At 61.7% G+C, this 23339-nt stretch carries 20 protein-coding genes; 12 read left to right on the top strand and 8 right to left on the bottom strand.

Annotated elements, in window-relative coordinates:
- Positions 1 to 221 precede the first annotated feature (221 nt).
- Entirely contained in the window at positions 222 to 1211 is a 990-nt protein-coding gene (locus FHX03_RS10845; RefSeq protein WP_097625382.1) for a potassium channel beta subunit family protein, read from the top strand.
- Positions 1212 to 1336: 125 nt separating this feature from the next.
- Here the strand turns inward: FHX03_RS10845 and FHX03_RS10840 are convergent, their stop codons facing one another.
- The 6 genes from FHX03_RS10840 to FHX03_RS10815 all read right to left on the bottom strand — a co-directional run bounded on the left by FHX03_RS10840 (position 1337) and on the right by FHX03_RS10815 (position 8109).
- Positions 1337 to 2659, bottom strand: coding sequence for a D-serine ammonia-lyase (locus FHX03_RS10840; protein WP_183853605.1), 1323 nt, complete (start codon positions 2657 to 2659; stop codon positions 1337 to 1339).
- 34 nt (positions 2660 to 2693) lie between these two features.
- A complete protein-coding gene (locus FHX03_RS10835; RefSeq protein WP_210298511.1) occupies positions 2694 to 3452 on the bottom strand; it encodes an amino acid ABC transporter ATP-binding protein in 759 nt (252 codons plus the stop codon).
- Between the two features lie 25 nt (positions 3453 to 3477).
- Positions 3478 to 4605, bottom strand: coding sequence for an amino acid ABC transporter permease (locus FHX03_RS10830; RefSeq protein ID WP_183777715.1), 1128 nt, complete (start codon positions 4603 to 4605; stop codon positions 3478 to 3480).
- Positions 4602 to 5816: an ABC transporter permease subunit gene (locus tag FHX03_RS10825; protein ID WP_097625386.1), complete on the bottom strand. Its 1215-nt coding sequence runs from the start codon at positions 5814 to 5816 to the stop codon at positions 4602 to 4604. Before FHX03_RS10825 ends, FHX03_RS10830 begins: the two co-directional genes overlap by 4 nt.
- Positions 5817 to 5873: 57 nt before the next feature.
- Positions 5874 to 6908, bottom strand: coding sequence for a transporter substrate-binding domain-containing protein (locus tag FHX03_RS10820; RefSeq protein ID WP_097625387.1), 1035 nt, complete (start codon positions 6906 to 6908; stop codon positions 5874 to 5876).
- Positions 6909 to 7212: 304 nt separating this feature from the next.
- Positions 7213 to 8109, bottom strand: coding sequence for a LysR substrate-binding domain-containing protein (locus FHX03_RS10815; protein ID WP_097625388.1), 897 nt, complete (start codon positions 8107 to 8109; stop codon positions 7213 to 7215).
- A gap of 126 nt (positions 8110 to 8235) precedes the next feature.
- On the opposite strand from FHX03_RS10815, the gene glyA reads away from it, so the two are divergent.
- From glyA to hflX, 8 genes are all read left to right on the top strand, one after another.
- Positions 8236 to 9513, top strand: a complete 1278-nt coding sequence (glyA, locus tag FHX03_RS10810; protein WP_097625389.1) for a serine hydroxymethyltransferase — start codon at positions 8236 to 8238, stop codon at positions 9511 to 9513.
- An 88-nt stretch (positions 9514 to 9601) separates the two neighbouring features.
- A complete protein-coding gene (gene folD / locus FHX03_RS10805) occupies positions 9602 to 10498 on the top strand; it encodes a bifunctional methylenetetrahydrofolate dehydrogenase/methenyltetrahydrofolate cyclohydrolase FolD (RefSeq protein ID WP_097625390.1) in 897 nt (298 codons plus the stop codon).
- Positions 10499 to 10520: 22 nt separating this feature from the next.
- Positions 10521 to 11417 carry a formyltetrahydrofolate deformylase gene (gene purU, locus FHX03_RS10800; RefSeq protein WP_097625391.1) on the top strand — a complete coding sequence of 299 codons (897 nt, stop codon included), beginning with the start codon at positions 10521 to 10523 and terminating at the stop codon, positions 11415 to 11417.
- A 258-nt stretch (positions 11418 to 11675) separates the two neighbouring features.
- Entirely contained in the window at positions 11676 to 13943 is a 2268-nt protein-coding gene (locus tag FHX03_RS10795) for a sensor histidine kinase NtrY-like (protein WP_097625392.1), read from the top strand.
- Entirely contained in the window at positions 13933 to 15297 is a 1365-nt protein-coding gene (locus FHX03_RS10790; protein WP_097625393.1) for a sigma-54-dependent transcriptional regulator, read from the top strand. Before FHX03_RS10795 ends, FHX03_RS10790 begins: the two co-directional genes overlap by 11 nt.
- A 65-nt stretch (positions 15298 to 15362) precedes the next feature.
- Positions 15363 to 16226 carry a D-amino-acid transaminase gene (locus FHX03_RS10785; protein WP_097625394.1) on the top strand — a complete coding sequence of 288 codons (864 nt, stop codon included), beginning with the start codon at positions 15363 to 15365 and terminating at the stop codon, positions 16224 to 16226.
- Positions 16227 to 16337: 111 nt separating this feature from the next.
- Positions 16338 to 16580 (top strand): RNA chaperone Hfq, encoded by a 243-nt coding sequence (gene hfq, locus FHX03_RS10780; RefSeq protein ID WP_003539403.1) that lies wholly within the window; start codon positions 16338 to 16340, stop codon positions 16578 to 16580.
- Positions 16581 to 16657: 77 nt separating this feature from the next.
- A complete protein-coding gene (gene hflX / locus FHX03_RS10775; protein WP_097625395.1) occupies positions 16658 to 17983 on the top strand; it encodes a GTPase HflX in 1326 nt (441 codons plus the stop codon).
- 194 nt (positions 17984 to 18177) lie between these two features.
- Here the strand turns inward: hflX and mazG are convergent, their stop codons facing one another.
- Both mazG and FHX03_RS10765 read right to left on the bottom strand, forming a co-directional pair.
- Entirely contained in the window at positions 18178 to 19023 is an 846-nt protein-coding gene (gene mazG, locus FHX03_RS10770) for a nucleoside triphosphate pyrophosphohydrolase (RefSeq protein ID WP_183853603.1), read from the bottom strand.
- 21 nt (positions 19024 to 19044) lie between these two features.
- Complete coding sequence (locus FHX03_RS10765) at positions 19045 to 19632, bottom strand: deaminase (RefSeq protein WP_097625397.1); 588 nt, start codon at positions 19630 to 19632, stop codon at positions 19045 to 19047.
- A 267-nt stretch (positions 19633 to 19899) separates the two neighbouring features.
- On the opposite strand from FHX03_RS10765, the gene cysG reads away from it, so the two are divergent.
- The 3 genes from cysG to FHX03_RS10750 are packed head-to-tail and all read left to right on the top strand — an operon-like array spanning position 19900 to position 23332.
- Positions 19900 to 21336 (top strand): siroheme synthase CysG, encoded by a 1437-nt coding sequence (cysG, locus tag FHX03_RS10760; protein WP_097625467.1) that lies wholly within the window; start codon positions 19900 to 19902, stop codon positions 21334 to 21336.
- Positions 21337 to 21338: 2 nt separating this feature from the next.
- Positions 21339 to 21653, top strand: coding sequence for a DUF2849 domain-containing protein (locus FHX03_RS10755; protein ID WP_064838392.1), 315 nt, complete (start codon positions 21339 to 21341; stop codon positions 21651 to 21653).
- 8 nt (positions 21654 to 21661) lie between these two features.
- The gene (locus FHX03_RS10750) at positions 21662 to 23332 is read left to right on the top strand and encodes a nitrite/sulfite reductase (RefSeq protein ID WP_183777713.1); all 1671 of its coding nucleotides are present in this window, start codon (positions 21662 to 21664) and stop codon (positions 23330 to 23332) included.
- Positions 23333 to 23339: the final 7 nt, after the last annotated feature.

Genomic DNA, 23339 nt, shown 5'->3' with positions numbered 1-23339 from the left:
TGCCAATCCGTTCCGAATCTCGTCATCTGCCTCTGCTGCTGTCGACCTCCGCCGCAAACGTCGTCGATTGCATGCAACGGGCGCTCCGGCTGATGTCGTCGAGCGCCCTTTTTCTTTCCGCTCCTCGCATATCGACGTTCATGCCATAGATTACGCGAGTCGGTCGTCGATCGATCGCGCAATGCCGGCGAGCGGCCGGCACGTTTTTCAGGAGCTGCATGATGGAATATCGTCGTCTGGGAAAGTCGGGTCTGCAAGTGAGCGAGTTCTCCTTCGGCTCATGGGTGACATTCGGCAAGCAGGTCAATGGTGGCGACGCCGTCGACCTGATGAAGCTTGCCTATGACAATGGGGTGAACTTCTTCGACAATGCCGAAGGATACGAAAGCGGCAAGTCCGAGATCGTCATGGGCGAGGCGCTGAAATCGCTTGGCTGGAGCCGCGACAGCTTCGTCGTCTCCAGCAAGGTGTTCTGGGGAGGCCAGAAGCCGACGCAGCGCGGCCTTTCGCGCAAGCACGTGACCGATGCCTGCCATGCCGCGTTGAAGAGACTTCAGGTCGATTACCTCGACCTCTATTTCTGCCATCGCCCGGATATCGACACGCCGGTCGAGGAAACGGTCCGGGCGATGCACGATCTTGTCGCCCAGGGCAAGGTGCTCTATTGGGGCACCTCGGAATGGTCGGCGCAGCAACTGACGGAAGCCTATGCCGTGGCCCGCGATCTGCGCATCACGCCGCCGACCATGGAGCAGCCGCAGTACAATATCTTCGAACGCCACAAGGTCGAATCCGATTATCTGCCGCTCTACGACCTCATCGGCCTCGGCACCACGATCTGGTCTCCGCTCGCCTCAGGCGTCCTGACCGGCAAATACAATAACGGTGTGCCGGCCGACAGCCGTATGAACCTGCCGGGCTACGAATGGCTGAAAGAGAAGTGGTCCAGCGATGCCGGCCGCGCCCAGCTCAAACAGGTTGGCGAACTCGCCAAGCTTGCCGACGAGATCGGCCTGTCGATCACCCATCTCGCCCTGCTGTGGTGCCTCGCCAACCGCAACGTCTCCACCGTCATTCTCGGCGCCTCGCGCGCCAGCCAGCTGCAGGACAATCTTGCGGCCCTGTCCCATAGGCAGAAGATGACGCCTGAGGTACTGGACCGGATCGATGGGATCGTCGGAAACAAACCGGAAGCCCCGCGTCGATTCTAGAACCTGTCGCGCGAGACTTTGCGCTAACGACCTGCATGAAAATAGAGACCTAAAGGCTGCGGCATCAGGTCGACAGGCGCGGATCGTTCCCGACCCGCGCCTGTGGCACCATTCGGCATGCGGGACTACGCGAGGGCTTCCGCCTGACGGAGAAAGTTCTGGAACTGCTCCTCCGGGACGAACGAGCCGCCTGTCGTCCAGAGCACGTGCGTCGCTCGCGACATCTTCTCCGCAACGCCCTGTTCAGCCTGGAAACGCCGGCCTTCGCTGTGGCGCAAGAGGAAGTCGGGCCCGAGCAAGGCGGCGGCGGCCGAAGGCTCCAGCTTCTGCCTTTGGGTGATCCACGCCATGCGAAGCAGCTTGAACAGATCGTCGTCGGCGGCCGTGTAGACGCCGGCGAGCATCTCTCGCATCACTTTGGCCACGAAGGCCGACATACGGGCGACGGCCATGCCGTCGGCTTCGGTCTTGTTGGTCAGGCCGACGTCATAGACCGACACCAGCTCCTGCGAACCCGACATCATGTGGACGAGGGCGCAGGGCGACTGCACCGGCTCGACGAAGAAGGCGTGCACATTGTCGCCGAAGATCGCCTTGGCGCCGAAGGCGACGCCCCCCGGTGCGCCGCCGATGCCGGAGGGCAAGTAGAGGAAAAGCGGATTTTCCTCGTCGATCGTGATCCCGCGCTCGTCGAGCTGCGTTGCCAGCTCTGACGCCGCCGCGCTGTAGCCGAGGAACAGGTGCCGAGACTGCTCGTCGTCGACGAAATAGATCGTTGGGTCGGTGTCGGCGATGTCGCGGGCGTTTTCGACGGCGGTCGTATAGTCAGCCTCGTGCTGGATGACATCGACGCCGAGCTTCCGCAGGCGCTCGACCTTCCAGGCCTTGGCGTCGGACGACATGTGGACCGTGGCTTTGAAGCCAAGCGCGCGCGCGGCGATGCCGACGCTCAAGCCGAGATTGCCGGTGCTGCCCACCGCCACGGTATGGCCTGAAAATAACGAGCGGGCCTCTTCCGTTGCCAGCTTCCGGATATCCTCGCCGGCGCCGAGCAGTCCCTTCTGACGGGCGAGGCCTTCTGCAAAGAGGAAAACCTCGTAGACGCCGCCGCGCGCCTTGATGGAGCCGGCAACCGGCAGGTGGCTGTCGGCCTTGATGAAGACGTTGCCGAACTCTCTCGTTCGGTAGCCGAGCGCCTCGCGGAGTTTCTTGAGTTCCACCAGTTCGGAGCGGATCTCGCCGCCCGTATCCTTCAGTTCCGGAAAGCATTCGGCAAGAACCGGCGCCAAGCGCTGCCAGTTCTGGCGCGCGCTCTGCACGTCGGCCGGTGAAACCGGCAGGTCCGAGGTGTCGATCGCCTGTTTCCGATAGGATGGATTGAGCCAGAGGGTGGGGCGGCCTGCGAGAACATCATCGCGAGCAGGATCACTGGGGAGTATCGTGTTCATGGACATTTCCATTCGTGAGCCGGGCTGCGGTTGGTCAGTGTCTCAGGACGCGGGCGAGGAAAGAGCGAGCCCGGTCGTTTTTCGGATTTTCGAAGAACTCGTCCGGCTTCCCGACCTCGATGATCGAGCCTTGGTCGATGTAAACGACGCGGTCGGCGACCTCTCTGGCGAAACCCATTTCGTGCGTCACCACCATCATGGTCATGCCTTCGGCGGCCAGTTCCCGCATGACGTCGAGGACTTCGCCGACCATTTCCGGATCGAGCGCGCTGGTGGGCTCGTCGAACAGCATCAAATGCGGCTCCATGGCGAGCGAGCGGGCGATGGCCACGCGTTGCTGCTGACCGCCGGACAACTGGCCCGGATATTTGTGCGCATGCGCCTTGAGGCCGACGCGGTCGAGGAGCTTCATGGCGGTCGCTTCGGCTTCTCCCCGCGACTTTTTGCGGACCCGCATCGGCGCGATGGCGATATTGTCCAGCACCGTCTTGTGCGGGAACAGGCCGAATTGCTGGAATACCATGCCGACGCCCTTACGGATCGCCGCGAGTTCGCGTTCTCCGCCGAGCTTCCGGTCGGCCTCGACCGGCATGTCATAGCCGTCCACGACGAGGCTGCCGGTCTGGTACATTTCGAGGCCGTTGACGCAGCGGATGAGGGTCGACTTTCCTGAGCCACTGGCCCCGAGGATGACCATGACTTCACCGCGTGTGACGGCGAGATCGATGTCCTTGAGCACATGGTGGGCGCCGTAGAACTTGTTCATGCTTTTCATTTCGACGATGGCGTTCATCGTGATGTCTCCGTGTTGGAACAGCTCAGCGCGCACTCGTTGCCATATGGTCTTCGAGCTTTCTGGCGGCATAGGTGATCATCGAGCCGACCAGGAAATAGGTGACGAGCAGGAACGAGAGGACTTCGAAAGTCCGGTCGCCATATTGCGGGTTCGCCAGGATCATCTGCCCCGCGCGGAGAAAATCCGTCAGCCCGATGATGAAGACGAGCGGCGCGGAGTTGAAGATGTCGAGCACGTTGCCGACCAGCGGCGCCACCACGACCCGGAGCGCCTGTGGCAGAACGATCGAGCGGTTGATGTCGAATTCGCTGATGCCGAGAGACCTTGCCGCCTCGGTCTGGGCGCGCGGAACCGCCTGAAGCCCGCTTCGGACATATTCGGCGACATAGGCGGAGTAGAAGATCGTGAAGCCGATCATGCCGCGCGCGACGTCGGCCAGTCCCAACTGCGGTGCAAGGACCGGCATGAGAATCCAGATCCAGTAAACGACGAGGATGAGCGGCACCGAGCGCATGACTTCGATGTACCAGGTGCAGATGATCCTGAGACTTGAGAGCCGGCTCTGCCGTCCGAACGCGAGCAGGATGCCGATCGGCAGAGACAGGACCGACGTCACCAGCGTCAGCAGGACGCTGAGAAGAAGTCCGCCCCAGAGCTCCACGCCCGGAGGGGCCATGACCGCAACGACGACGATGAAGCCCGTAAACGCCGCAGCAGGCATCGCCTTCCTGGACAATGGCACATACGACGTCAGCACCCATCCCAGCGAGGTTGCGGCAACGATGCCTGCCGCGGACAGGGCGTTCTGCGGATCGCCATGATCGACGATCAAAATCAACAAGGGAACGAGAGCGAGAACCAGCCCATGGTGAGGCTTGAACGAAAACACGCAGCCGAGACCGGCGCCGAGGGTCGCTGCCATGATCGCCGACGCCGTCCATGCGCGCCACGCCTGATCGGCTGGAAAAACGCCGATCATCAGCACCCGCAGGCTCTGCACGATGATATCCCACCTTGCCGTGGTGAGCGCCCAGTCAAGGATCGAACAGGCAATCCAGAGAACGCCCGGAATGACCAGCAGCGACAGGGCGACGTCGAAAGGCTTTCCAAACAGGTTGTGGCGGGTCCATTTTATTGAGGTGGCGATCATTGCGACACTCCCATGGGGTTAAGACGGCGGTTCGCCCAGTACACCGACGAACTGATGATCCAGCTGAGGACCAGGTAGGACGCCATGACGATGATGATGCCTTCAAGGCTGTGGCCGGTCTGATTGGCGATCGTCCCGTAAATGTTGAACAGATCCGGAAATCCGACCGCGATCCCGAGCGCGGTGTTTTTGGTCAGGCTGATATACTGATTGCCGAAGGAGGGGAGAACGACGCGGAACACTTGCGGAAGGATGATGTCGTTGACGGTGTCGCGCCGGCTGAGCCCCAGCGATCCGGCGGCTTCCCATTGGGCCTTCGGAAGAGCGTCGATCGCGCCGCGGACGGTTTCGGCGATGAAGGAAGCGCTGCTCACGACGACGGCAACGAGAAGGGCTGCCATCTCCGGGCTGATGCTCGTTCCCCCGCTGGCCTTGAACTTGTTGGCGACGGGGAAATTCACGATCATCCCGCCGGTCGCGACCAGCAGCCCGAGGCAGACGACCGCCGCGCCGACGCATATCCGCCGCGCTCCACGGATGGGGTCGAATATTGCGCCGAGCGCCGACACTCCTGTGGCGGTGACCAGGATCAGCGAAAGGGTGGATGCGCCGCCGGTCCAGGACAGCGTGGGGAGGTATATGCCTTGCTGGCTGACGATAAGGCCACCGTAGAGCTTTGCTGCAGACGCCATTGGCGGAAAGTGCAGTACGACCGCGAAATACCAGAAGACAAGCTGTATGAGCAGCGGCGTGTTGCGAACGAATTCGACGATCCAGAAACAGAGATTTCTCACCACCCAGTTGGTCGACAGACGGCCGACGCCGAGCATCGTTCCGAGGATCGTGCTGAGGATGATCGCCAGCAGTGCGATCTTGGCGGTGTTGAAAATGCCTGTGACGAAAGCCGACGCGATCGACATCTCCGAAGAGAACTGGGCGAGGTTGGGGACGAAGCCTTCAACAGACGTCAGCGTTAATCCTTCGCTAATATCGAAGCCGGCGGTGTTAGCAAGAAACGAGAAGCTGAACCGTATGCCCTTCTCGGCAAGCCCCGCCTTGACCGCATATGCCAGGATGCCGAGCAGCACGACGACCAGAGCGACGATTCCCAGCTGGATCGCTTCGTGCCGGATGCGATTGCGCAGGCGCAGCGACCTCAGCCTATCGTTGTCTGGCATGCCGTGGATCGCACTCGTTTCGTGGATTGTCATGTTCAGGCTCCAAGTGCTTGGGGGGCGGAACGACATGGTTCCGACCCCCGGCCGGCGTCAGTTCCAGAGCGGCGAGTAGATTGCGCCACCCTGCGTCCACAAGGCGTTCGGCGTGCCCCTGCGGTCGAGATACATCTTGGTCTTCGGACCGAGGTTGCGATCATAGGCCTCGCCGTAGTTGCCGACGGCCTTGATCGCCTGAGCCATGAAGTCGTCGGAGAGGCCGAAGTCCTTGCCGTAGCCGCCGCCATTGCTGCCGAGGAACTTCTGAATGAAGGGATCCTCGCTCTTCAGCTTTTCGGCCAGATTGGCCTGGGTGATCTCGGACTCCTCGGCCTGGAAGAGGCCGTACTCGATCCAGCGCAGCGCATTGCGCCACTTGGAGTCGTTGGCAGCCACGAAGCCGCCGAACGGAGACTTGTCCAGCGTATCCGGGAGGATCAGATAGTCGGCTGGCTTCGGTGCATTCCCCGCCCAGGCGGCAAGAGCTGATTTGTCGGTGCTCATCGCATTGCAACGACCCGAGTTGAGCGCGGAGAAAAGCTTCTCGAGGTTTTCATAGGTCAGGACCTTGGAGTCCTTCCAACCACGCGCCTTGAAGACAGCAGCCAGAACCGTCTCGGTGGCCGATCCCTGGGTGGTGCAGATTGTTGCACCATCGAGGTCTGCGAATTCCTTGATCCCGGCATCAGTTTTCACCATGAGGCCGGTACCGTCGTAGAAGTTGATCGGCAGAAAATCGATCGCGATTGACGATTCACGCGCCGGTTTGATCGTGGTGTGGGCGAAGACGACATCGACCTGGCCGGTGAGAACTGCGTCAAAGCGGCTCTTGTCGGTCACCGTGATGAACTTGACCTTGGCGGCGTCGCCGAGAACGCCGGCGGCAACCGCCTTGCAGAAGTCGACATCGAGCCCTTCCATCTGTCCGGTCGTGGTATTGAGATACCCGAAGCCGGGAGCGGTGTTATCGGTGCCGCAGTTGAGCACACCGCGCTGCTTGACCGTGTCGAGAACGGAAGCGGAAGCATTGGCCGCCGTGAACGCAACGCCTGCGAAAACGCCGGCAGTCAGGATTTTGAGTAGTTTCATCGAAGTTCCCCTTTCGGATCGCATAGTGACGGTGACGCCAAATCAATGAGCAATGGCTCGATCGAAAGTCCGGTAAGACGCTGGAGGCGTTATCGCCTTTCTGAATACGTCGTTCCCATTATTGGCCAAGGTCTGCGTGCGATCCTCGCTCCCAGTCCCATCAATTGGCAGATGGACAGTAGGAGCGGGGTCTCTTCAAATCTACTTAATTCTCCTGAGGTGATACATTAGGAAATCTGTTGGTTTTGCCCCGATGCCCCCGTGAGGTTTATCGGGGTGGTGCTCGGTGCGCCGGCACCCGGCGTCAGGAGAGGGGCGGCTTCTCGGCCATCCGGTCGAGGAACGCCTGAAGGGCCGGACTGCGCTTTTCCTCTGTCCGGAAGGCGATAAATATCCTCCGGCGGATTTCCGGAACGAGCCTGCAGACCCAGACGTCTTCGAGATCGTAGCTGGCGCGCAGGCCAGGCAGGATCGAGATGCCGTAATTCTGCCGGATTAGCGCGATGGTCACTTCGAAACCTTTGCATCTCGCTACGATGTTGGGCTTGAAGCCCTCTTCCTGACAGGCTTCCACCAGCATCCTCGTATAGGTGTCGGACGCGGTGTCGATCGCCCACCGCTCATCCCGAAGCTCATGCAGGCCGACGGTCGGCCGCTCCGACAGCCTGTGATCCCTCGAGACCATGACGTTGAAGACGTCCTCCATCAGGAAGATCGTCTCGATGTTGGGATCGAGCGCGCCGGTCGGTATGTTCAAGTCATCGATAATCGCGACGTCAGTCTGCCAGCTGCGCAGCGCGGCAACGCTTTCGCCCGGCTCCATTTCTTCGAACTGGACGGTGAGGTGAGGGTGCCGTTCGGCGAGATCGTAGACGACCTTCGGAATGAGGGCGGCGGCCACGGAAGGAAACGCCGCCACCCGAAGTTCGCCGGAAACGACGCTTTTCAATTCAGCGATGTCTGCTTTCGCCGATTCGATTTCGATGAGGATCTTCTCTGCCCGCAGCACCAGCTGCTGGCCGGCGGGCGTCATGACAACGCCCCGGCCGCGTCGCTCGACGAGCCGTATGCCGACCTCTTCTTCAAGAAGCGCAATTTGTTGCGACACGGCCGACGGCGAGACGTGCAAGGCTTCTGCCACCGCGGCCATGGTCTTGCGGATCGACAGTTCGCGCAGCGCCCGCAGACGTCCGACATCCATTTCGACCTCCTCGCAGCTCCGAAATCATTAGCATGTCTGAACGTATAAGCAAATATTATTAACTTTTTCTGGTGTTTCGATCGATCTAGGGTCCGCCTCACGAATTCGAGGAATTGGAGAACTCAGATGACCAACGCTGCAAGGGTGCATTTCAACACCACCGTCCAGGAGGCTGATCCACTCGTCGCCGATGCCCTCGCGTCCGAGCGGGCCCGCCAGCAGAACCAGATTGAGCTCATCGCTTCGGAGAATATCGTCAGCCGTGCGGTTCTGGACGCCTTGGGGCACGAGATCACCAATAAGACGCTCGAAGGCTATCCGGGCAACCGTTTTCACGGTGGCGGGCAGTTCGTCGACATTGCCGAACAGGCCGCGATCGACCGCGCCAAGCAGCTGTTCAATTGCGGCTACGCCAACGTCCAGCCGCATTCGGGGACGCAGGCCAACCTTGCCGTCTTCTTCCTGCTGCTGAAGCCAGGCGAAAAGGTGCTATCGCTGGACCTTGCGGCCGGTGGCCACCTGTCGCACGGCATGAAGGCGAACCTGTCGGGCCGCTGGTTCGACGCCAACAATTACAGCGTCAACCCGCAGAACGAGGTCATCGACCTCGATGAGATGGAGCGCATCGCCGAAGAGATCCGCCCGAAGCTGCTGATCACCGGTGGTTCGGCATATCCGCGCGAACTCGACTTCGAGCGCATGTCGAAGATCGCAAAGAAGGTCGGCGCCCACTTCCTGGTGGATATGGCCCATATCGCCGGCCTTGTTGCAGGCGGCGTCCATCCTTCGCCGTTCCCGCATGCCGACATCGTGACCTGCACCACGACCAAGACGCTGCGCGGTCCGCGTGGCGGCCTGATCCTCACGAACAACGAGGAATGGTACAAGAAGCTGCAAGCGGCAGTGTTTCCCGGCGTCCAGGGCTCGCTGCACAGCAACGTCCTGGCCGCCAAGGCGATCTGCTTGGGCGAAGCCCTCCGCGACGATTTCAAGGTCTATGCCCGCCAGGTCGTGGCGAACGCGAAAGTCCTCGCCGAAACGCTTGCCGATCGTGGTATTCGCATCGTTTCCGGCGGCACCGACACCCACATCATCCTGCTCGATCTGTCGAGCAAGGGACTGCTTGGAAAACAGGCCGAGACGCTGCTCGCCAAGGCGAACATCACATCCAACAAGAACCCGATCCCCGGCGACAGTCCCCGTCCTCCGGAGTGGGTGGGCATGCGCCTTGGCTCGTCCGCTGCGACGACGCGCGGCCTGAAGGAGGAGGAATTCCGGGTCCTCGGCCATGTCATCGCGGATCTCATCGACGCCGAAACAGAGGGCAGGACCGACGAGATCGTCGGAACCGCCCGGGCGAAGATCGCGGAATTAACCGAGAAGTTCCCGGTCTACGGCCACTAGGCAACGTACCCACGATGCGGAAATGCCCCGCCCACATCGCTAGGCGCGGCATTTTGCCGGTTGGAGCTTGGATGCAATGGAGCACACCATGGGAATGGACAGATTCACACGCGCCGCAAACATCGACGGCAAAGCGTACGCAGCAGGGCTCCTCGAGCGCATCAAGACCGATGTCGAAACGCTCAAGGCAACGACTGGAACCGTTCCCGGTCTGGCCGTCGTTCTGGTGGGGCACGACCCGGCAAGCGCAATCTACGTGAGTTCAAAGCGCCGTCAGACCGTTGCCGCCGGGATGCGGTCCTTCGAATATCGGCTTGCTCAGGAAACCACGCAGGGCGAACTTCTTGACCTCGTGCATCACCTTAACAACGATGCAGAAGTACATGGAATTCTTGTTCAGTTGCCGCTGCCGGCGCATTTGGATCCGAACTCCGTGATCCAGGCCATCAATCCCGACAAGGATGTCGACGGCTTCCATGTATCGAATGCCGGCCGCCTTGCCACCGGCAACCCGGCTTTGATTCCCTGTACGCCGCTCGGCTGCATGATGCTCATTAAGGATACGCTCGGCGAGAGCCTCTCCGGCCTTCATGCCGTCATCGTCGGCAAGTCCAACATCGTCGGAAAGCCGATGGCGCAGATGCTGATGAATGCCCACTGTACCGTCACGGTCGTTCACTCGCAGACAAGGAACGCGGCGGAGCTCTGCCGGACAGCCGACATTCTTGTCGTCGCGGCAGGTCGGGCAGGCTTGGTTCGTGGTGACTGGATCAAACCCGGCGCCGTCGTGATCGACGTCGGCATCAATCGGATCCAGGACGGCGAAAAATCACGGATCGTCGGCGACGTGGCATATGGCGAAGCCGGCCACGCGCGCGCCATCACGCCGGTGCCGGGCGGCGTCGGCCCGATGACGATCGCATGCCTGCTGTCCAACACGCTCGCCGCATTCCGCCGTCATCACGCGATGATTGCCGCGGCCTGAGACGACGAACAAGGAAATAGACATGACCATCACGGCCCCTCGCTACGCTCTGCGTGTCGCATGCCCGTCGATCCGCGGCGTGACAGCCGCCATCGCCGGCTATCTCTCCCAGAACGGCTGCAACATCTCCGACAGCGCGCAATTCGACGACGCCGACACCGGACGCTATTTCATGCGGATCAGTTTCCAGCCGCATGACGGACATACACTTGACCAGCTTCGTCAGGGCTTCGAACCGATCGCCGGGAAGTTCGAGGCGAGCGCCGAATTTTTCGATGAGAGCGAGAAGAAGAAGGTGATCCTGATGGTGAGCCGCTTCGGCCACTGCCTGAACGATCTCCTCTACCGCTGGCGCATCGGGGCGCTTCCGATCGACATCGTCGGCGTGATCTCCAACCACACGGATTACCAGCGGGTCGTCGTGAACCACGACATCCCGTTCCACTGCATCAAGGTGACTAGGGAAAACAAGCCCGAGGCCGAGGCGAAGCAGATGCAGATCGTCGAGGAGTCAGGCGCCGAACTCATCGTGCTGGCCCGCTACATGCAGGTCCTGTCCGACGACATGTGCCGCAAGATGTCCGGCAGGATCATCAACATCCACCACTCCTTCTTGCCGAGTTTCAAGGGCGCCAATCCTTATAAGCAGGCATTCGAACGGGGCGTGAAGCTCATCGGCGCGACGTCGCACTACGTCACCGCAGACCTCGATGAAGGCCCGATCATCGAGCAGGACATCGTCCGCGTCACCCATGCGCAGAGCGGCGAGGACTATGTCAGCCTCGGCCGCGACGTCGAAAGCCAGGTGCTGGCCCGGGCCATCCACGCCCACATCCATGGCCGGGTGTTCATCAACGGCAACCAGACCGTCGTCTTTCCTGCTTCACCCGGCTCCTACGCGTCGGAGCGCATGGGCTGACCGCGGCATGCTCAGGTCAGCAGGAGCGGGATCACCCATCGAACTTCCATTCTCGTGAGTGACGGACCACGTTCATCCGCGGCTTGACAATGTGACGGAGTGCGTTGCATTTTCGCCACAATGCGTTGCTTAAAGGTCACGCAGGGTTTTGGACATTCGCTCCCGATCGAGTCGTTCCAGCGCTGGCTTTCTTGAGCCGGCGTTCTTTGGTTTCGATCGGATGGCGCGGGCGGCGGGTGCCGTCTGAAGAGAGGCCGAATGACGCAGGATGGGGTATCGCCGGCGGCGGGCGAGGCGGTGACTACGGTGACCGATCGCCGCGCCCTTTTCGCCGTGCCCGGCCTGGTACTTGCCGGCGGCGCGCTTCTCTGCGCCACCGCGACACTGTTCGTGCTGCTCGGCCTCACGCCGATCGCGCCGACGTCGCATGTCGTCATCACCTCGGTCATCGTCAATTCCTTCTTCGTCCTGACGCTGCTGGCGCTGATCGCCCGTGAGGTGGCAAGGCTGCTCAAGGCGCGCACCCGCGGCCGGGCGGCTGCACGCCTGCATATCCGCATCGTCGTGCTCTTCTCGATCGTCGCGATCACGCCGGCGATCCTCGTTGCCATCTTTGCCAGCATCACGCTGAATGCCGGCCTCGACCGCTGGTTTGCGCTGCGCACCCAGTCGATCGTCAGCTCGTCGCGCAATATCGGCCAGGCCTATATGATGGAAAACGCCAGCTACCTGCAGGGGCAGACGGTTTCCATGGCCAACGACCTGGAGCGCAACCGCGCGCTCTACAGTCTGGATAGAACGGGCTTTGCCGACTTGATGACGCGCCAGGCGAGGGGTCGCGGCCTGCTCGGCTCCTTCCTCGTCGAGCGCGACGGCTCGGTCGTCGTCCAGGCCGACATCACCACTGAAAAACCGTTGCCGGCAATCCCGCAGGACGCGCTGGAGAAGGCCGCGGCCGGCCAGCCGACGCTCATTCCGCCAGGCGTCACCAACCTCGTCGGCGCCATCATCAAGCTCGATGCCATCCCGGGCACCTTCCTCTATACGGTGCGCGCCGTTGATCCCAAGGTCATGGGCGCCATGCGCATGATGGAGGAGAACGCCACCGAATATCGGTCGATGGAAGCCAATCGCTTCTCGCTGCAGATCGCCTTCGCGGTGCTTTATATCGGCTTCGCGCTGATCGTGCTGCTCGCGGCGATCTGGACCGCGATTGCCGTTGCCGACCGCATCGTCCGGCCGATCCGGCTGTTGATCACCGCAGCCGATAGCGTCGCATCGGGCAATATGGACATCGTCGTGCCGGTGCACGCCGTCGATGGCGACGTCGCCAATCTGTCGCGCACATTCAACAAGATGATCTCGGAAATCCGTACCCAGCGCGACGAGATCCTCGAAGCCAAGGACGAGGTCGACGACCGCCGCCGTTTCATCGAGGCGGTGCTGTCCGGCGTCACCGCCGCCGTCATCGGCGTCGAGCAGGACCGCCGTATCGCCATTGTGAACAGTTCGGCCGAGACGCTGATGTCGCTGTCGGCCGATCAGATGCTCGGCAAGCAGCTGGCCGATATCGCGCCTGAGGTCGATCACGTGCTGACCGAAGCGGCGTCGCGTCATCGCGGCGATTTCCGCAAGCAGATCGCGTTGGTGCGCGGCGGCACGGTGCGCACACTGAGCGTGCAGGTCACCCGCGAAGAAGTGCGCGATATGAGCGAATCCTATGTGATCACGCTCGACGACATCACCGACCTCGTCATCGCCCAGCGCTCGACCGCCTGGGGCGACGTGGCACGGCGCATCGCCCATGAGATCAAGAACCCGCTGACCCCGATCCAGCTTTCCGCCGAGCGCATCCAGCGCCGTTACGGCAAGCAGATCGACCCGAACGACCGGACCGTCTTCGATCAGTGCACCGATACGATCATCCGCCAGGTCGGTGATATCGGCCGCATGGTCGACGAATTCTCCGCCTTTGCCCGCATGCCGAAGCCGACCAAGGAGCCGAGCGACCTGCGCGATATCCTGCGCGACGCGATCTTCTTGCGTGAGATGGGCAACCATCACGTCACCTTCGAGCAGGATTTCGGCGACCAGCCGCTGGAGGGCCTGTTCGACAGCCGCATGCTCGGCCAGGCCTTCGGAAATCTCATCAAGAATGCTGTGGAATCGATCGAGGCGGTGCCGAGCGACGAGCGGGACGAACGCAAAATTCTCGTGCGCGCCGCACTCGATGCCGACCGCGACCGCTTCACCGTCGACGTGATCGACAATGGCCGCGGGCTGCCGGTGGAGAACCGCCACAGCATTCTGGAACCCTATATGACGATGCGCGAGAAGGGCACCGGCCTCGGCCTCGCCATCGTCAAGAAGATCATCGAGGAACATGGCGGGCAGCTCGAGCTGCATGATGCGCCCGCCGATTTTGACCGGGGAAGAGGGGCCATGATCCGCGTGCATCTGCCACGCCTGGATCCGACGCCTGCTGCCCCCGCAGCCAATGACAAGGAAAGCGTTTATGGCCTCTGATATTCTCGTCGTCGACGATGAGCATGATATTCGCGAGATCGTTTCCGGCATTCTCTCCGACGAAGGGCACGAGACGCGCACCGCCCATGACAGCGACAGCGCGCTGGCGGCAATTTCCGATCGCGTACCGCGGCTGATCTTCCTCGATATCTGGATGCAGGGCAGCAAGCTCGATGGTCTGTCGCTACTCGACGAGATCAAGACCCGCCATCCGGAATTGCCCGTCGTGATGATATCAGGCCATGGCAACATCGAGACCGCCGTCTCGGCGATCAAGCGCGGCGCCTTCGATTTCATCGAGAAGCCTTTCAAGGCCGACCGGCTGATCCTGATCGCCGAACGGGCGTTGGAGAATTCCAAGCTGAAGCGCGAGGTTTCTGAGCTGAAACGCCGCACCGGCGACGCATTGGAGCTGATCGGCACCTCGGTCGCCGTGTCGCAGCTGCGCCAGACGATCGAGAAGGTCTCGCCGACCAACAGCCGCATCATGATCCTCGGCGCATCCGGCTCCGGCAAGGAGCTGGTGGCGCGGATGATCCACAAGAAGTCGACGCGCGCCAACGGCCCCTTCGTGGCGATCAACGCCGCCAACATCACGCCGGATCGCATGGAGGTGGCGCTGTTCGGCACCGAGGGCACACCCGGCCAGGCCCGCAAGATCGGCGCGCTCGAGGAAGCCCATCGCGGCATCCTCTATCTCGACGAAGTCGGCGAGATGCCGCGCGAAACGCAGAACAAGATCCTGCGCGTGCTGGTCGATCAGCAGTTCGAGCGCGTCGGCGGCTCCAAGCGCGTCAAGGTCGACGTCCGCATCATCTCCTCTACCGCCTATAATCTCGAAAGCCGCATCACTGAGGGATGGTTCCGCGAGGATCTCTATCATCGCCTCGCCGTCGTGCCGGTGCGCGTGCCGGCGCTGGCCGAACGGCGCGAGGATATTCCCTTCCTCGTCGATCAGCTGATGCGCCAGATTTCCGAGCAGGCCGGCATCCGTCCGCGCCGCATCGGCGACGACGCCATGGCGGTGCTGCAGGCCCATGACTGGCCGGGCAATATCCGCCAGCTGCGCAACAATATCGAGCGGCTGATGATCCTTGCCCGCACCGACGGACCGGATGCGCCGATCACCGCCGACATGCTACCGACCGATCTCGGCGACATGCTGCCGAAGGTGTCCGCCAAGAACGACTATCACATCATGACGCTGCCGCTGCGCGAAGCCCGCGAGATGTTCGAGAAGGACTATCTGATCGCCCAGATTAACCGCTTCGGCGGCAATATCTCGCGCACTGCCGAGTTCGTCGGCATGGAGCGGTCGGCACTGCACCGCAAGCTGAAGTCGCTCGGCGTCTGATCTTTCCGGCGCGGGCATTGCCGCGCCACATTCCCTCTATCGCTTTCTGCAAGACCGGGTTTCCCATGCCGAGAATTGCTTATGTGAATGGCCGTTACGTCAAGCATTCCGATGCCAGCGTGCATATCGAGGATCGCGGTTACCAGTTCGCCGACGGCGTCTACGAGGTCTGCGAGGTCCGCCATGGCTATATCGTCGATCTCACCCGCCATCTGAACCGTCTCGACCGGTCGCTGGGTGAGCTCAGCATCGCCTGGCCGATGGGCCGGGCCGCGCTGACACAGGTCATCCGCGAGACACTGCGCCGCAACCATGTCCGCAACGGGCTTTTCTATATGCAGGTAACGCGCGGCGTCGCGCGGCGCGATCATGTCTTCCCGGCCAAGGGGACGCCGCCGTCGCTTGTCATCACCGCCAAGAGCACCGATCCCAAAATCATCGCCGCCAAGAACGCCAATGGCATCAAGGCGATCACGCTCGCCGACAACCGCTGGGACCGCGTCGATATCAAGTCCGTCGGCCTGCTGCCCAATGCCATGGCCCGCCAGCAGGCCAAGGAGGTCGGCGCCCAGGAGGCCATCTATGTCGATGGCCACGGCATGGTGAAGGAAGGAGCGGCGACCAATGTCTGGATCGTCGATTCCGAGGGAATGCTGGTGACGCGGCCGGCCGAACACGGCATCCTGCGCGGCATTACCCGCACCACCTTAATAGATGTCGCAGCCAAGCTCGGCCTTGAAATCGCCGAGCGGAATTTCTCGGTTGCCGAGATGCTCGCGGCTCGCGAGGTCTTCCTCACCGCAGCCACAAGTATTTGTTTTCCGGTCGTTTCCGTCAATGACCAGACGATCGCCAACGGTCATCCGGGCAGCGTTTCGCAGAAAGTCCGCGAAGCCTTTTTCGACGTTGCGGAAAAGATTGCGATTTGATACCAAGATTTGCTGGACGGGTGGAATGAGGGTGCCACCGGTCTTTCATGGTGAGATTGATTGATACTCCACCGGCCAGCTCAGGTCGGCAATAAAGAAAGAAGCGGCGCGATGGCGGAACGTTCTCAGAATCTTCAGGATCTATTTCTTAATACTGTTCGCAAGCAAAAGATTTCCCTGACAATCTTTTTGATCAACGGCGTGAAACTCACGGGCGTTGTTACGTCTTTTGACAATTTCTGTGTTCTTCTTCGCCGTGACGGCCATTCGCAGCTCGTGTATAAGCATGCGATCTCGACGATCATGCCGGGCCAGCCCATGCAGATGTTCGAGAGCGAAGAAGCAGCGTCCTAACAGGATCAGCCGTCATTTCGACACGCGATACCAAGAACGATTCGATCATCCCTGAGGCCGCCAAGCACAGGGACGACATGCGCGCGACCGTCGTCGTGCCGGTTCTGAAATCGCGCAGCCGCGGCGGTCAGACCGAATCGGCCTCGACCCGCACGCCGGAAAGCCGCCTCGAAGAGGCGACGGGCCTTGCCCAGGCGATCGACCTCGACGTCGTCAGCGGCTCGATCGTGCCGGTCAATGACCCGCGACCGGCGACATTGCTCGGCACCGGCAAGATCGAGGAAATCAAGGCGCTGCTCGATGAGCGCGATTCCGGTCTCGTAATCGTCGATCACCCGTTGACACCGGTGCAGCAGCGCAATCTCGAGAAGGAATGGAACGCCAAGGTCATCGACCGGACGGGCCTCATTCTCGAAATCTTCGGCCGCCGCGCCTCCACCAAGGAGGGCACGCTGCAGGTTGATCTCGCCCATCTGAATTATCAGAAGGGCCGGCTGGTCAGAAGCTGGACCCACCTTGAACGCCAGCGCGGCGGCGGCGGCTTCATGGGCGGCCCCGGCGAAACCCAGATCGAAGCCGACCGGCGGTTGCTTCAGGACCGCATCATCAAGCTCGAACGCGAGCTGGAGCAGGTCGTGCGCACCCGCCAGCTCCACCGTGCCAAGCGCCGCAAGGTGCCGCACCCGATCGTGGCGCTCGTCGGCTATACCAATGCCGGCAAGTCGACCCTGTTCAACCGCATCACCGGCGCCGGCGTGCTGGCCGAAGACATGCTCTTTGCCACGCTCGACCCGACGCTGCGCCGGATGAAGCTGCCGCACGGCCGCACCGTCATCCTGTCCGACACCGTCGGTTTCATCTCCGACCTGCCGACCCATCTGGTAGCCGCCTTCCGGGCGACGCTGGAAGAGGTGCTGGAAGCCGATCTCATCCTGCATGTCCGGGATATGTCCGATCCCGACAATCAGGCCCAAAGCTCCGACGTGATGCGCATCCTTGGTGATCTTGGCATCGACGAGGCCGAAGCGGCGAAGCGGCTGATCGAGGTCTGGAACAAGATCGACCGGCTGGAGCCAGAGGTGCACGACACCATGGTGCAGAAATCAACAGGCGCCAGCAATGTCGTAGCCGTCTCAGCCGTCAGCGGCGAGGGCGTCGACACGCTGATGGACGAGATCAGCCGCCGGCTTTCCGGCGTCATGACCGAAACCACAGTCCGCCTTCCCGTCGATAAGCTGGCGCTGCTGCCCTGGCTCTACGACCACGCGATCGTCGACGGCCGCGAGGACAATGAAGACGGCTCGATCACGCTCGATCTGCGCCTCTCCGAAACCGAAGCGACCGAACTCGAACGCCGCATCGGCAGTGGGCCGAAGGCTTCGAAGGAAGATTGGGAGCGGTAAGGCACCTATTCTCTCTGGGCTCCAGCCACTGAATCGTTCGCGCTCAAGGACTTGGAAGGCGCCAAACTCACCCTCCCTCATTCCTGTGCCTGTCACAGGAATCCAGCCACCGCGCGTCTGCGCGGTGAACCACTCTTTTCAAAGCAAGTGAATATCCCGTGTCAGATGGGCCGAGAGGCGATGCCGCCGAGTGCTCACTCAGTGCCCGAGATCACAGCCCGCTCAATCGCCTTCGCCGCCTGCCAGATCTCCTCCATCCGCTCCAGGCTGGCCGCTTCCAGTGTCTCGCCTGCTGCATCAAGAACATTCTCGATGTGATTGAAACGACGCCGGAATTTCATATTCGTTCCGCGCAGCGACTGTTCTGGATCGGCCTTCACATGCCGGCCGATATTGACCACCGCAAAGATCAGGTCGCCGAGTTCGTCGCTGACTTTTGCCCGATCACCGTCTCTCAGCGCCACCCGCAGCTCATCAATCTCTTCCTCGATCTTGTCGAGGATCGGCTCGGGCGCCGACCAGTCGAAACCGACCTTGGCGGCGCGTTCCTGCAGCTTCAGCGCTTCCGTCAAAGCCGGAAAGCTGCGCTGCACCGATCCCAGGAAGCCGCCCTTGAAATCTTCGGTGATCCCGCGCCTTGCCCGGCGCTCGGCGCGATCGCGTTTTTCCGCCTGCTTGATTTCGTCCCACTGAATCTTCACCGCGTCCGGCGTGTCGGCTGCCGAGCGGGCGAAGACATGCGGGTGGCGGCGGATCATCTTGGTGGTGATGGCGTTGACGACGTCGCCGAAGGAGAATTCGCCGGCCTCCTCGGCCATGCGGGCATGGAATACCACCTGCAGCAGCAGGTCGCCCAGCTCGTCGCAGAGATCGTCCATATCGCCGCGCTCGATCGCGTCGGAGACCTCATAGGCTTCCTCGATCGTATAGGGTTTGATCGTCTCAAAATTCTGCTCGATGTCCCAGGGGCAGCCGGTCTCGGGATGGCGCAATGCCGCCATGATCTCGATCAGCCGGGAAATATCTTTGGAAGGGTCCATGGTGCCTCAGTTGAGCGGGACTCAGTTAAGGGGAATATCGTTGGCGCTCTTCGACGACTGGTAGGTCGTGGAAAGCGCGTCGTAGCGGGCCTTGATGCGCGCGGTCTGCGCCATGAGCGCGGTCTTCGGCTGAGCCTCTTCGGTCTCGACGAGATCGGCGATGGCAAAGCTATTCCAGAAGCCGTTTTGCCTGCGATAGCCGCCGGGTTCAAGTCCGAAGACCTCCTTGAGGATCTTCAGGTCGTGCGGAATGGCGAAGGCATCGCGGGAATCCTCATGGCTGAAGAAGTAATAGAAATTGTCGAAGCCCGCCCAAGTGATCGCCGACATGCACATGGTGCAGGGTTCGTGCGTCGACAGGAAGATCAGATCCTTGGTCGCCGGCTTCTCGCCAAGTTCGTAGAAGCGCTTCAGCGTATGCACCTCGCCGTGCCAGAGCGGGTTCTCCAACTCGTTATTGGTCTCGGCGACGACGAGCGACAGATCGGATTTGCGCAGGATCGCCGCGCCGAACACCTTGTTGCCCAAGGAAACGCCGTGCTCGGTCAGCGGCAGGATATCGTTCTCGATGACCGAAAGCAGGCGGGCGGCGATCGTCTTGTCAGGCATTGGCGTCTCCGGTTTTCCCTCAGTCTATCGTCTTGGCGGCGCGAGCGAAATGCGCCAAACGCCGGTGGACGCCGTTTGTCACAGGCTTTATACTGCGCTGCAGCAAAGAGAGTGGGATCAGGTGGTTTTCGTCAGCACGGGTGACTTTTCTCAAATCGCCGACGACGCGAGCAAAAGAATACGCGCTTGCTGGGGCTTTCGAATTTCTGTTCCTTCAATCCCTTGTCGATCACGGGCATATTCTGGCAACTTCGAAGTGGATTGATGATGTCTCCCAAGACTGAGCAGCTTTCGGTATTTCCAGCCTTCTTTCGCGTGGAAGGCCAGAAGACGGCTGTCTTCGGCAATGGCGACGAGGCTTTCGCCAAGGTGCGGCTGCTGCTCAACACGCGGGCGCGGATCGTTGCCTATGCCGACAGGCCGGAAGCCGATTATCACGCCTTCCTGATTGCCAACCGCATCGAGACCGTACGCGCCGGCTTTTCCGCCGAGCAGGTCGCGGATTCGGCACTGGTTTTCGCCGCCACCGGCGATGAAGCCGAGGATCGCGAGATCGTCGATGCCGCCCGCGCCGCCCGAATTCCGGCCAATGCCGTCGATCAGCCCGATTACTGCGATTTCTTCACCCCGGCGCTGGTCAATCGCGCCCCGGTCGCTGTAGCGATCGGCACCGAAGGGGCAGGGCCGGTTCTGGCGCAGATGATCCGGGCGCAGATCGATCAGCTTCTTTCCCCCTCGCTCGGGCGGCTTGCTGCACTCGCAACGAGCTACCGCAAGGTCGTCGAACAACTGGTGCCACGCGGCGTTTCCCGCCGCGTCTTCTGGCGCCGCTTCTTCTCAGGCGCTGTGGCCGATGCGGTCGCCAACGGCAACCTGCCGCAGGCCCGTCATGCCGCCGACCGGCTGCTAAGGTCTATCGACAAGGTCGCCGGCCATATCTGGCTGGTTGGCGCCGGCCCAGGCGCCGAGGATCTGCTGACGCTGCGCGCCCAGCGGGTCATGATGGAAGCCGATGTCATCGTCTTTGACGCGCTCGTGCCGCAGGCGATCGTCGATATGGGCCGCCGCGACGCCGAGCGGCTTTCCGTCGGCAAGCGCAAGGGCTGCCATTCGAAATCGCAGGAAGAGATCAACGAGCTTCTGGTCGAGCTCGGCCGCCAGGGAAAGCGCGTCGTCCGCCTCAAGTCGGGCGATCCGTTGGTCTATGGCCGGGCAGGCGAAGAGATGGCCGCATTGCGCGCTGCCGGCATCACCTATGAGGTCGTGCCCGGCATCACCTCGGCTTTCGCCGCTGCTGCCGATTTCGAGCTGCCGCTGACGCTACGCGGCGTTGCCTCCTCGCTCGTCTTCACCACGGGCCATGATCTCACCGGCGACGTGCTACCCGATTGGGCAAGCCTTGCCGTCTCGGGCGCGACGATCGCCGTCTATATGGGCCGCACGGTTGCCGCCTCGGTCGCCGAGCGGCTGATGCAGGCCGGCATTCCCTCCGAGACCACAGTCGCCGTTATCGAAAATGCCAGCCGCGCGGAGCGCCGTCTGCTGCATGGCACGCTTGCCGATCTTCCCGATCTGCAGCACCGTGACGAGTTGACGGGACCAGTCATGGTCATTATCGGCGATGCGGTTGCCGGCGCCAATTTCGAACTGTCCGAGCCGCTGGTGCGTGCGAACGCCCGGCTCGAGGAACTTGCAAGGAGCTGAATATGGTAGACAAGGTTCTGACGGCCAACCGGCTGACGGACGGCATTGCCGTCTGGCTGGATGCGAACGGGAAATGGTCCACCTCGCTGCAGGAGGCGCTTGTCGCCCGTCATAACGAAGCCGTCGAAGCGCTGGAGGCGATCGGCAAGAAGTCCTATGCCGACAACGAGGTGGTTGACGTCGCCGTCGTCGACGTTCAGGAAACTGACGGTATTCTCTGGCCGCTTCGCCTTCGTGAGCGCATCCGTGCGCAAGGTCCGACCATGGAATATGCACCGGGCTACGCTCCGGCCGATCCCGAATTCATTGCAGTCTGAGGAAGACGATGTACCGTTACGACGAATTTGACCATGCCTTTGTCAGCGAGCGTGTCGAGCAGTTCCGCGACCAGGTTCAGCGCCGCCTTGCCGGCGAGCTTGCCGAGGATGCGTTCAAGCCGCTGCGCCTGATGAACGGCGTCTACCTGCAGCTTCATGCCTATATGCTGCGCATCGCCATTCCCTATGGCACGCTGAGCGCGCGCCAGATGCGTATGCTCGCCCATATCGCCCGCACCTATGACCGCGGTTATGGCCATTTCACCACGCGCCAGAACCTGCAGTTCAACTGGCCGAAGCTGTCGGAAATCCCCGATGCGCTCGCCGATCTTGCCAGCGTCGAGATGCATGCGCTGCAGACCTCGGGCAACTGCATTAGAAACGTGACCGCCGATCACTTCGCCGGTGCAGCCGCCGACGAGATTGCCGATCCCAGGCCTTATGCCGAAATCCTCCGCCAGTGGTCGTCGGTCCATCCGGAATTCTCCTTCCTGCCGCGCAAGTTCAAGATCGCCGTCACCGGCGCCGAGCGCGATCGCGCCGCCATCCAGGTCCATGATATCGGCTTGCACCTGAAGAAGAACGACAAGGGCGAGATCGGCTTTGCCGTCTATGTGGGCGGGGGCCAGGGCCGCACGCCGATGATCGCCAAGCTGATCCGCGACTTCCTGCCCGAGGAGGATCTGCTCTCCTACACCACGGCAATCGTGCGCGTGTACAATCTGCATGGCCGCCGCGACAACAAATACAAGGCCCGCATCAAGATCCTGGTGCACGAAACCGGCGCCGAGGAATTGACGCGCCAGGTGGAGGCCGAATTCGCCTCGCTCAGGGATAGTGAGCTGAAACTGCCGGAACAGGATGTCGAGGCGATCACCAGCTATTTCGCGCTGCCTGACCTGCCTCAGCGCGCCGAGGGCTGGGAAAACCTCGCCCGCTGGAAGAAGGCCGATCCGGCTTTCGCCCGCTGGGTCCAGCAGAATGTGCAGCCGCACAAGAACCCCGATTACGGCATGGTGACGATTTCGCTGAAGCCGATCGGCGGTATTCCGGGCGATGCCACCGACGCGCAGATGGATGCGATCGCCGATCTCGCCGTGGAATATGCCTTCGACGAAATCCGCGTCAGCCACGAGCAGAACCTGATCCTGCCGCATGTGGCGCTGGCCGATCTCGAAGCCGTCTATCGCGGTCTCGTCGCTATCGATCTGGCGGAAGCCAATGCCGGCCTGATCACAGATATCATTGCCTGTCCGGGGCTGGACTACTGTGCGCTCGCCAATGCGCGCTCCATTCCGCTGGCGCAGGAAATCTCCCGCCGCTTCGGCAGCGCCGAACGCCAGGCCGAGATCGGCGAGCTGAAGATCAAGATCTCCGGCTGCATCAATGCCTGCGGCCATCACCATGTCGGCCATATCGGCCTGCTCGGTGTGGAGAAGAAGGGCGCCGAACTCTACCAGATCACGCTTGGCGGCTCCGGCGACGAACATACCTCGATCGGTGAAATCATCGGCCGCGGCTTCGAGCCGGACCGGGTGACGGACGCGATCGAGACGATCGTCGACACCTATCTCGGCCTGCGCCTCGATCCGTCCGAAATCTTCCTTGCTGCCTATCGCCGCGTCGGACCGCAGCCTTTCAAGACCGCGCTCTATGGCGCCGCCGCGGAAGCGGCGTAAGGAGGCG

Origin of the sequence: Rhizobium sp. BK456 (assembly GCF_014194045.1) — a bacterium.
Lineage (GTDB): Bacteria > Pseudomonadota > Alphaproteobacteria > Rhizobiales > Rhizobiaceae > Rhizobium > Rhizobium redzepovicii.
Note: the sequence above shows the minus strand (reverse complement) of the source record. Positions and strands in the feature narration are given on the sequence as shown.

Bases quoted from the DNA above. Each gene is read 5' to 3' on its own strand.
- FHX03_RS10845 (WP_097625382.1), top strand. From the start codon at position 222: ATGGAATATCGTCGTCTGGGAAAGTCGGGTCTGCAAGTGAGCGAGTTC.
- FHX03_RS10840 (WP_183853605.1), bottom strand. From the start codon at position 2,659: ATGAACACGATACTCCCCAGTGATCCTGCTCGCGATGATGTTCTCGCA.
- FHX03_RS10835 (WP_210298511.1), bottom strand. From the start codon at position 3,452: ATGAACGCCATCGTCGAAATGAAAAGCATGAACAAGTTCTACGGCGCC.
- FHX03_RS10830 (WP_183777715.1), bottom strand. From the start codon at position 4,605: ATGATCGCCACCTCAATAAAATGGACCCGCCACAACCTGTTTGGAAAG.
- FHX03_RS10825 (WP_097625386.1), bottom strand. From the start codon at position 5,816: ATGACAATCCACGAAACGAGTGCGATCCACGGCATGCCAGACAACGAT.
- FHX03_RS10820 (WP_097625387.1), bottom strand. From the start codon at position 6,908: ATGAAACTACTCAAAATCCTGACTGCCGGCGTTTTCGCAGGCGTTGCG.
- FHX03_RS10815 (WP_097625388.1), bottom strand. From the start codon at position 8,109: ATGGATGTCGGACGTCTGCGGGCGCTGCGCGAACTGTCGATCCGCAAG.
- glyA (WP_097625389.1), top strand. From the start codon at position 8,236: ATGACCAACGCTGCAAGGGTGCATTTCAACACCACCGTCCAGGAGGCT.
- folD (WP_097625390.1), top strand. From the start codon at position 9,602: ATGGGAATGGACAGATTCACACGCGCCGCAAACATCGACGGCAAAGCG.
- purU (WP_097625391.1), top strand. From the start codon at position 10,521: ATGACCATCACGGCCCCTCGCTACGCTCTGCGTGTCGCATGCCCGTCG.
- FHX03_RS10795 (WP_097625392.1), top strand. From the start codon at position 11,676: ATGACGCAGGATGGGGTATCGCCGGCGGCGGGCGAGGCGGTGACTACG.
- FHX03_RS10790 (WP_097625393.1), top strand. From the start codon at position 13,933: ATGGCCTCTGATATTCTCGTCGTCGACGATGAGCATGATATTCGCGAG.
- FHX03_RS10785 (WP_097625394.1), top strand. From the start codon at position 15,363: ATGCCGAGAATTGCTTATGTGAATGGCCGTTACGTCAAGCATTCCGAT.
- hfq (WP_003539403.1), top strand. From the start codon at position 16,338: ATGGCGGAACGTTCTCAGAATCTTCAGGATCTATTTCTTAATACTGTT.
- hflX (WP_097625395.1), top strand. From the start codon at position 16,658: ATGCGCGCGACCGTCGTCGTGCCGGTTCTGAAATCGCGCAGCCGCGGC.
- mazG (WP_183853603.1), bottom strand. From the start codon at position 19,023: ATGGACCCTTCCAAAGATATTTCCCGGCTGATCGAGATCATGGCGGCA.
- FHX03_RS10765 (WP_097625397.1), bottom strand. From the start codon at position 19,632: ATGCCTGACAAGACGATCGCCGCCCGCCTGCTTTCGGTCATCGAGAAC.
- cysG (WP_097625467.1), top strand. From the start codon at position 19,900: ATGTCTCCCAAGACTGAGCAGCTTTCGGTATTTCCAGCCTTCTTTCGC.
- FHX03_RS10755 (WP_064838392.1), top strand. From the start codon at position 21,339: ATGGTAGACAAGGTTCTGACGGCCAACCGGCTGACGGACGGCATTGCC.
- FHX03_RS10750 (WP_183777713.1), top strand. From the start codon at position 21,662: ATGTACCGTTACGACGAATTTGACCATGCCTTTGTCAGCGAGCGTGTC.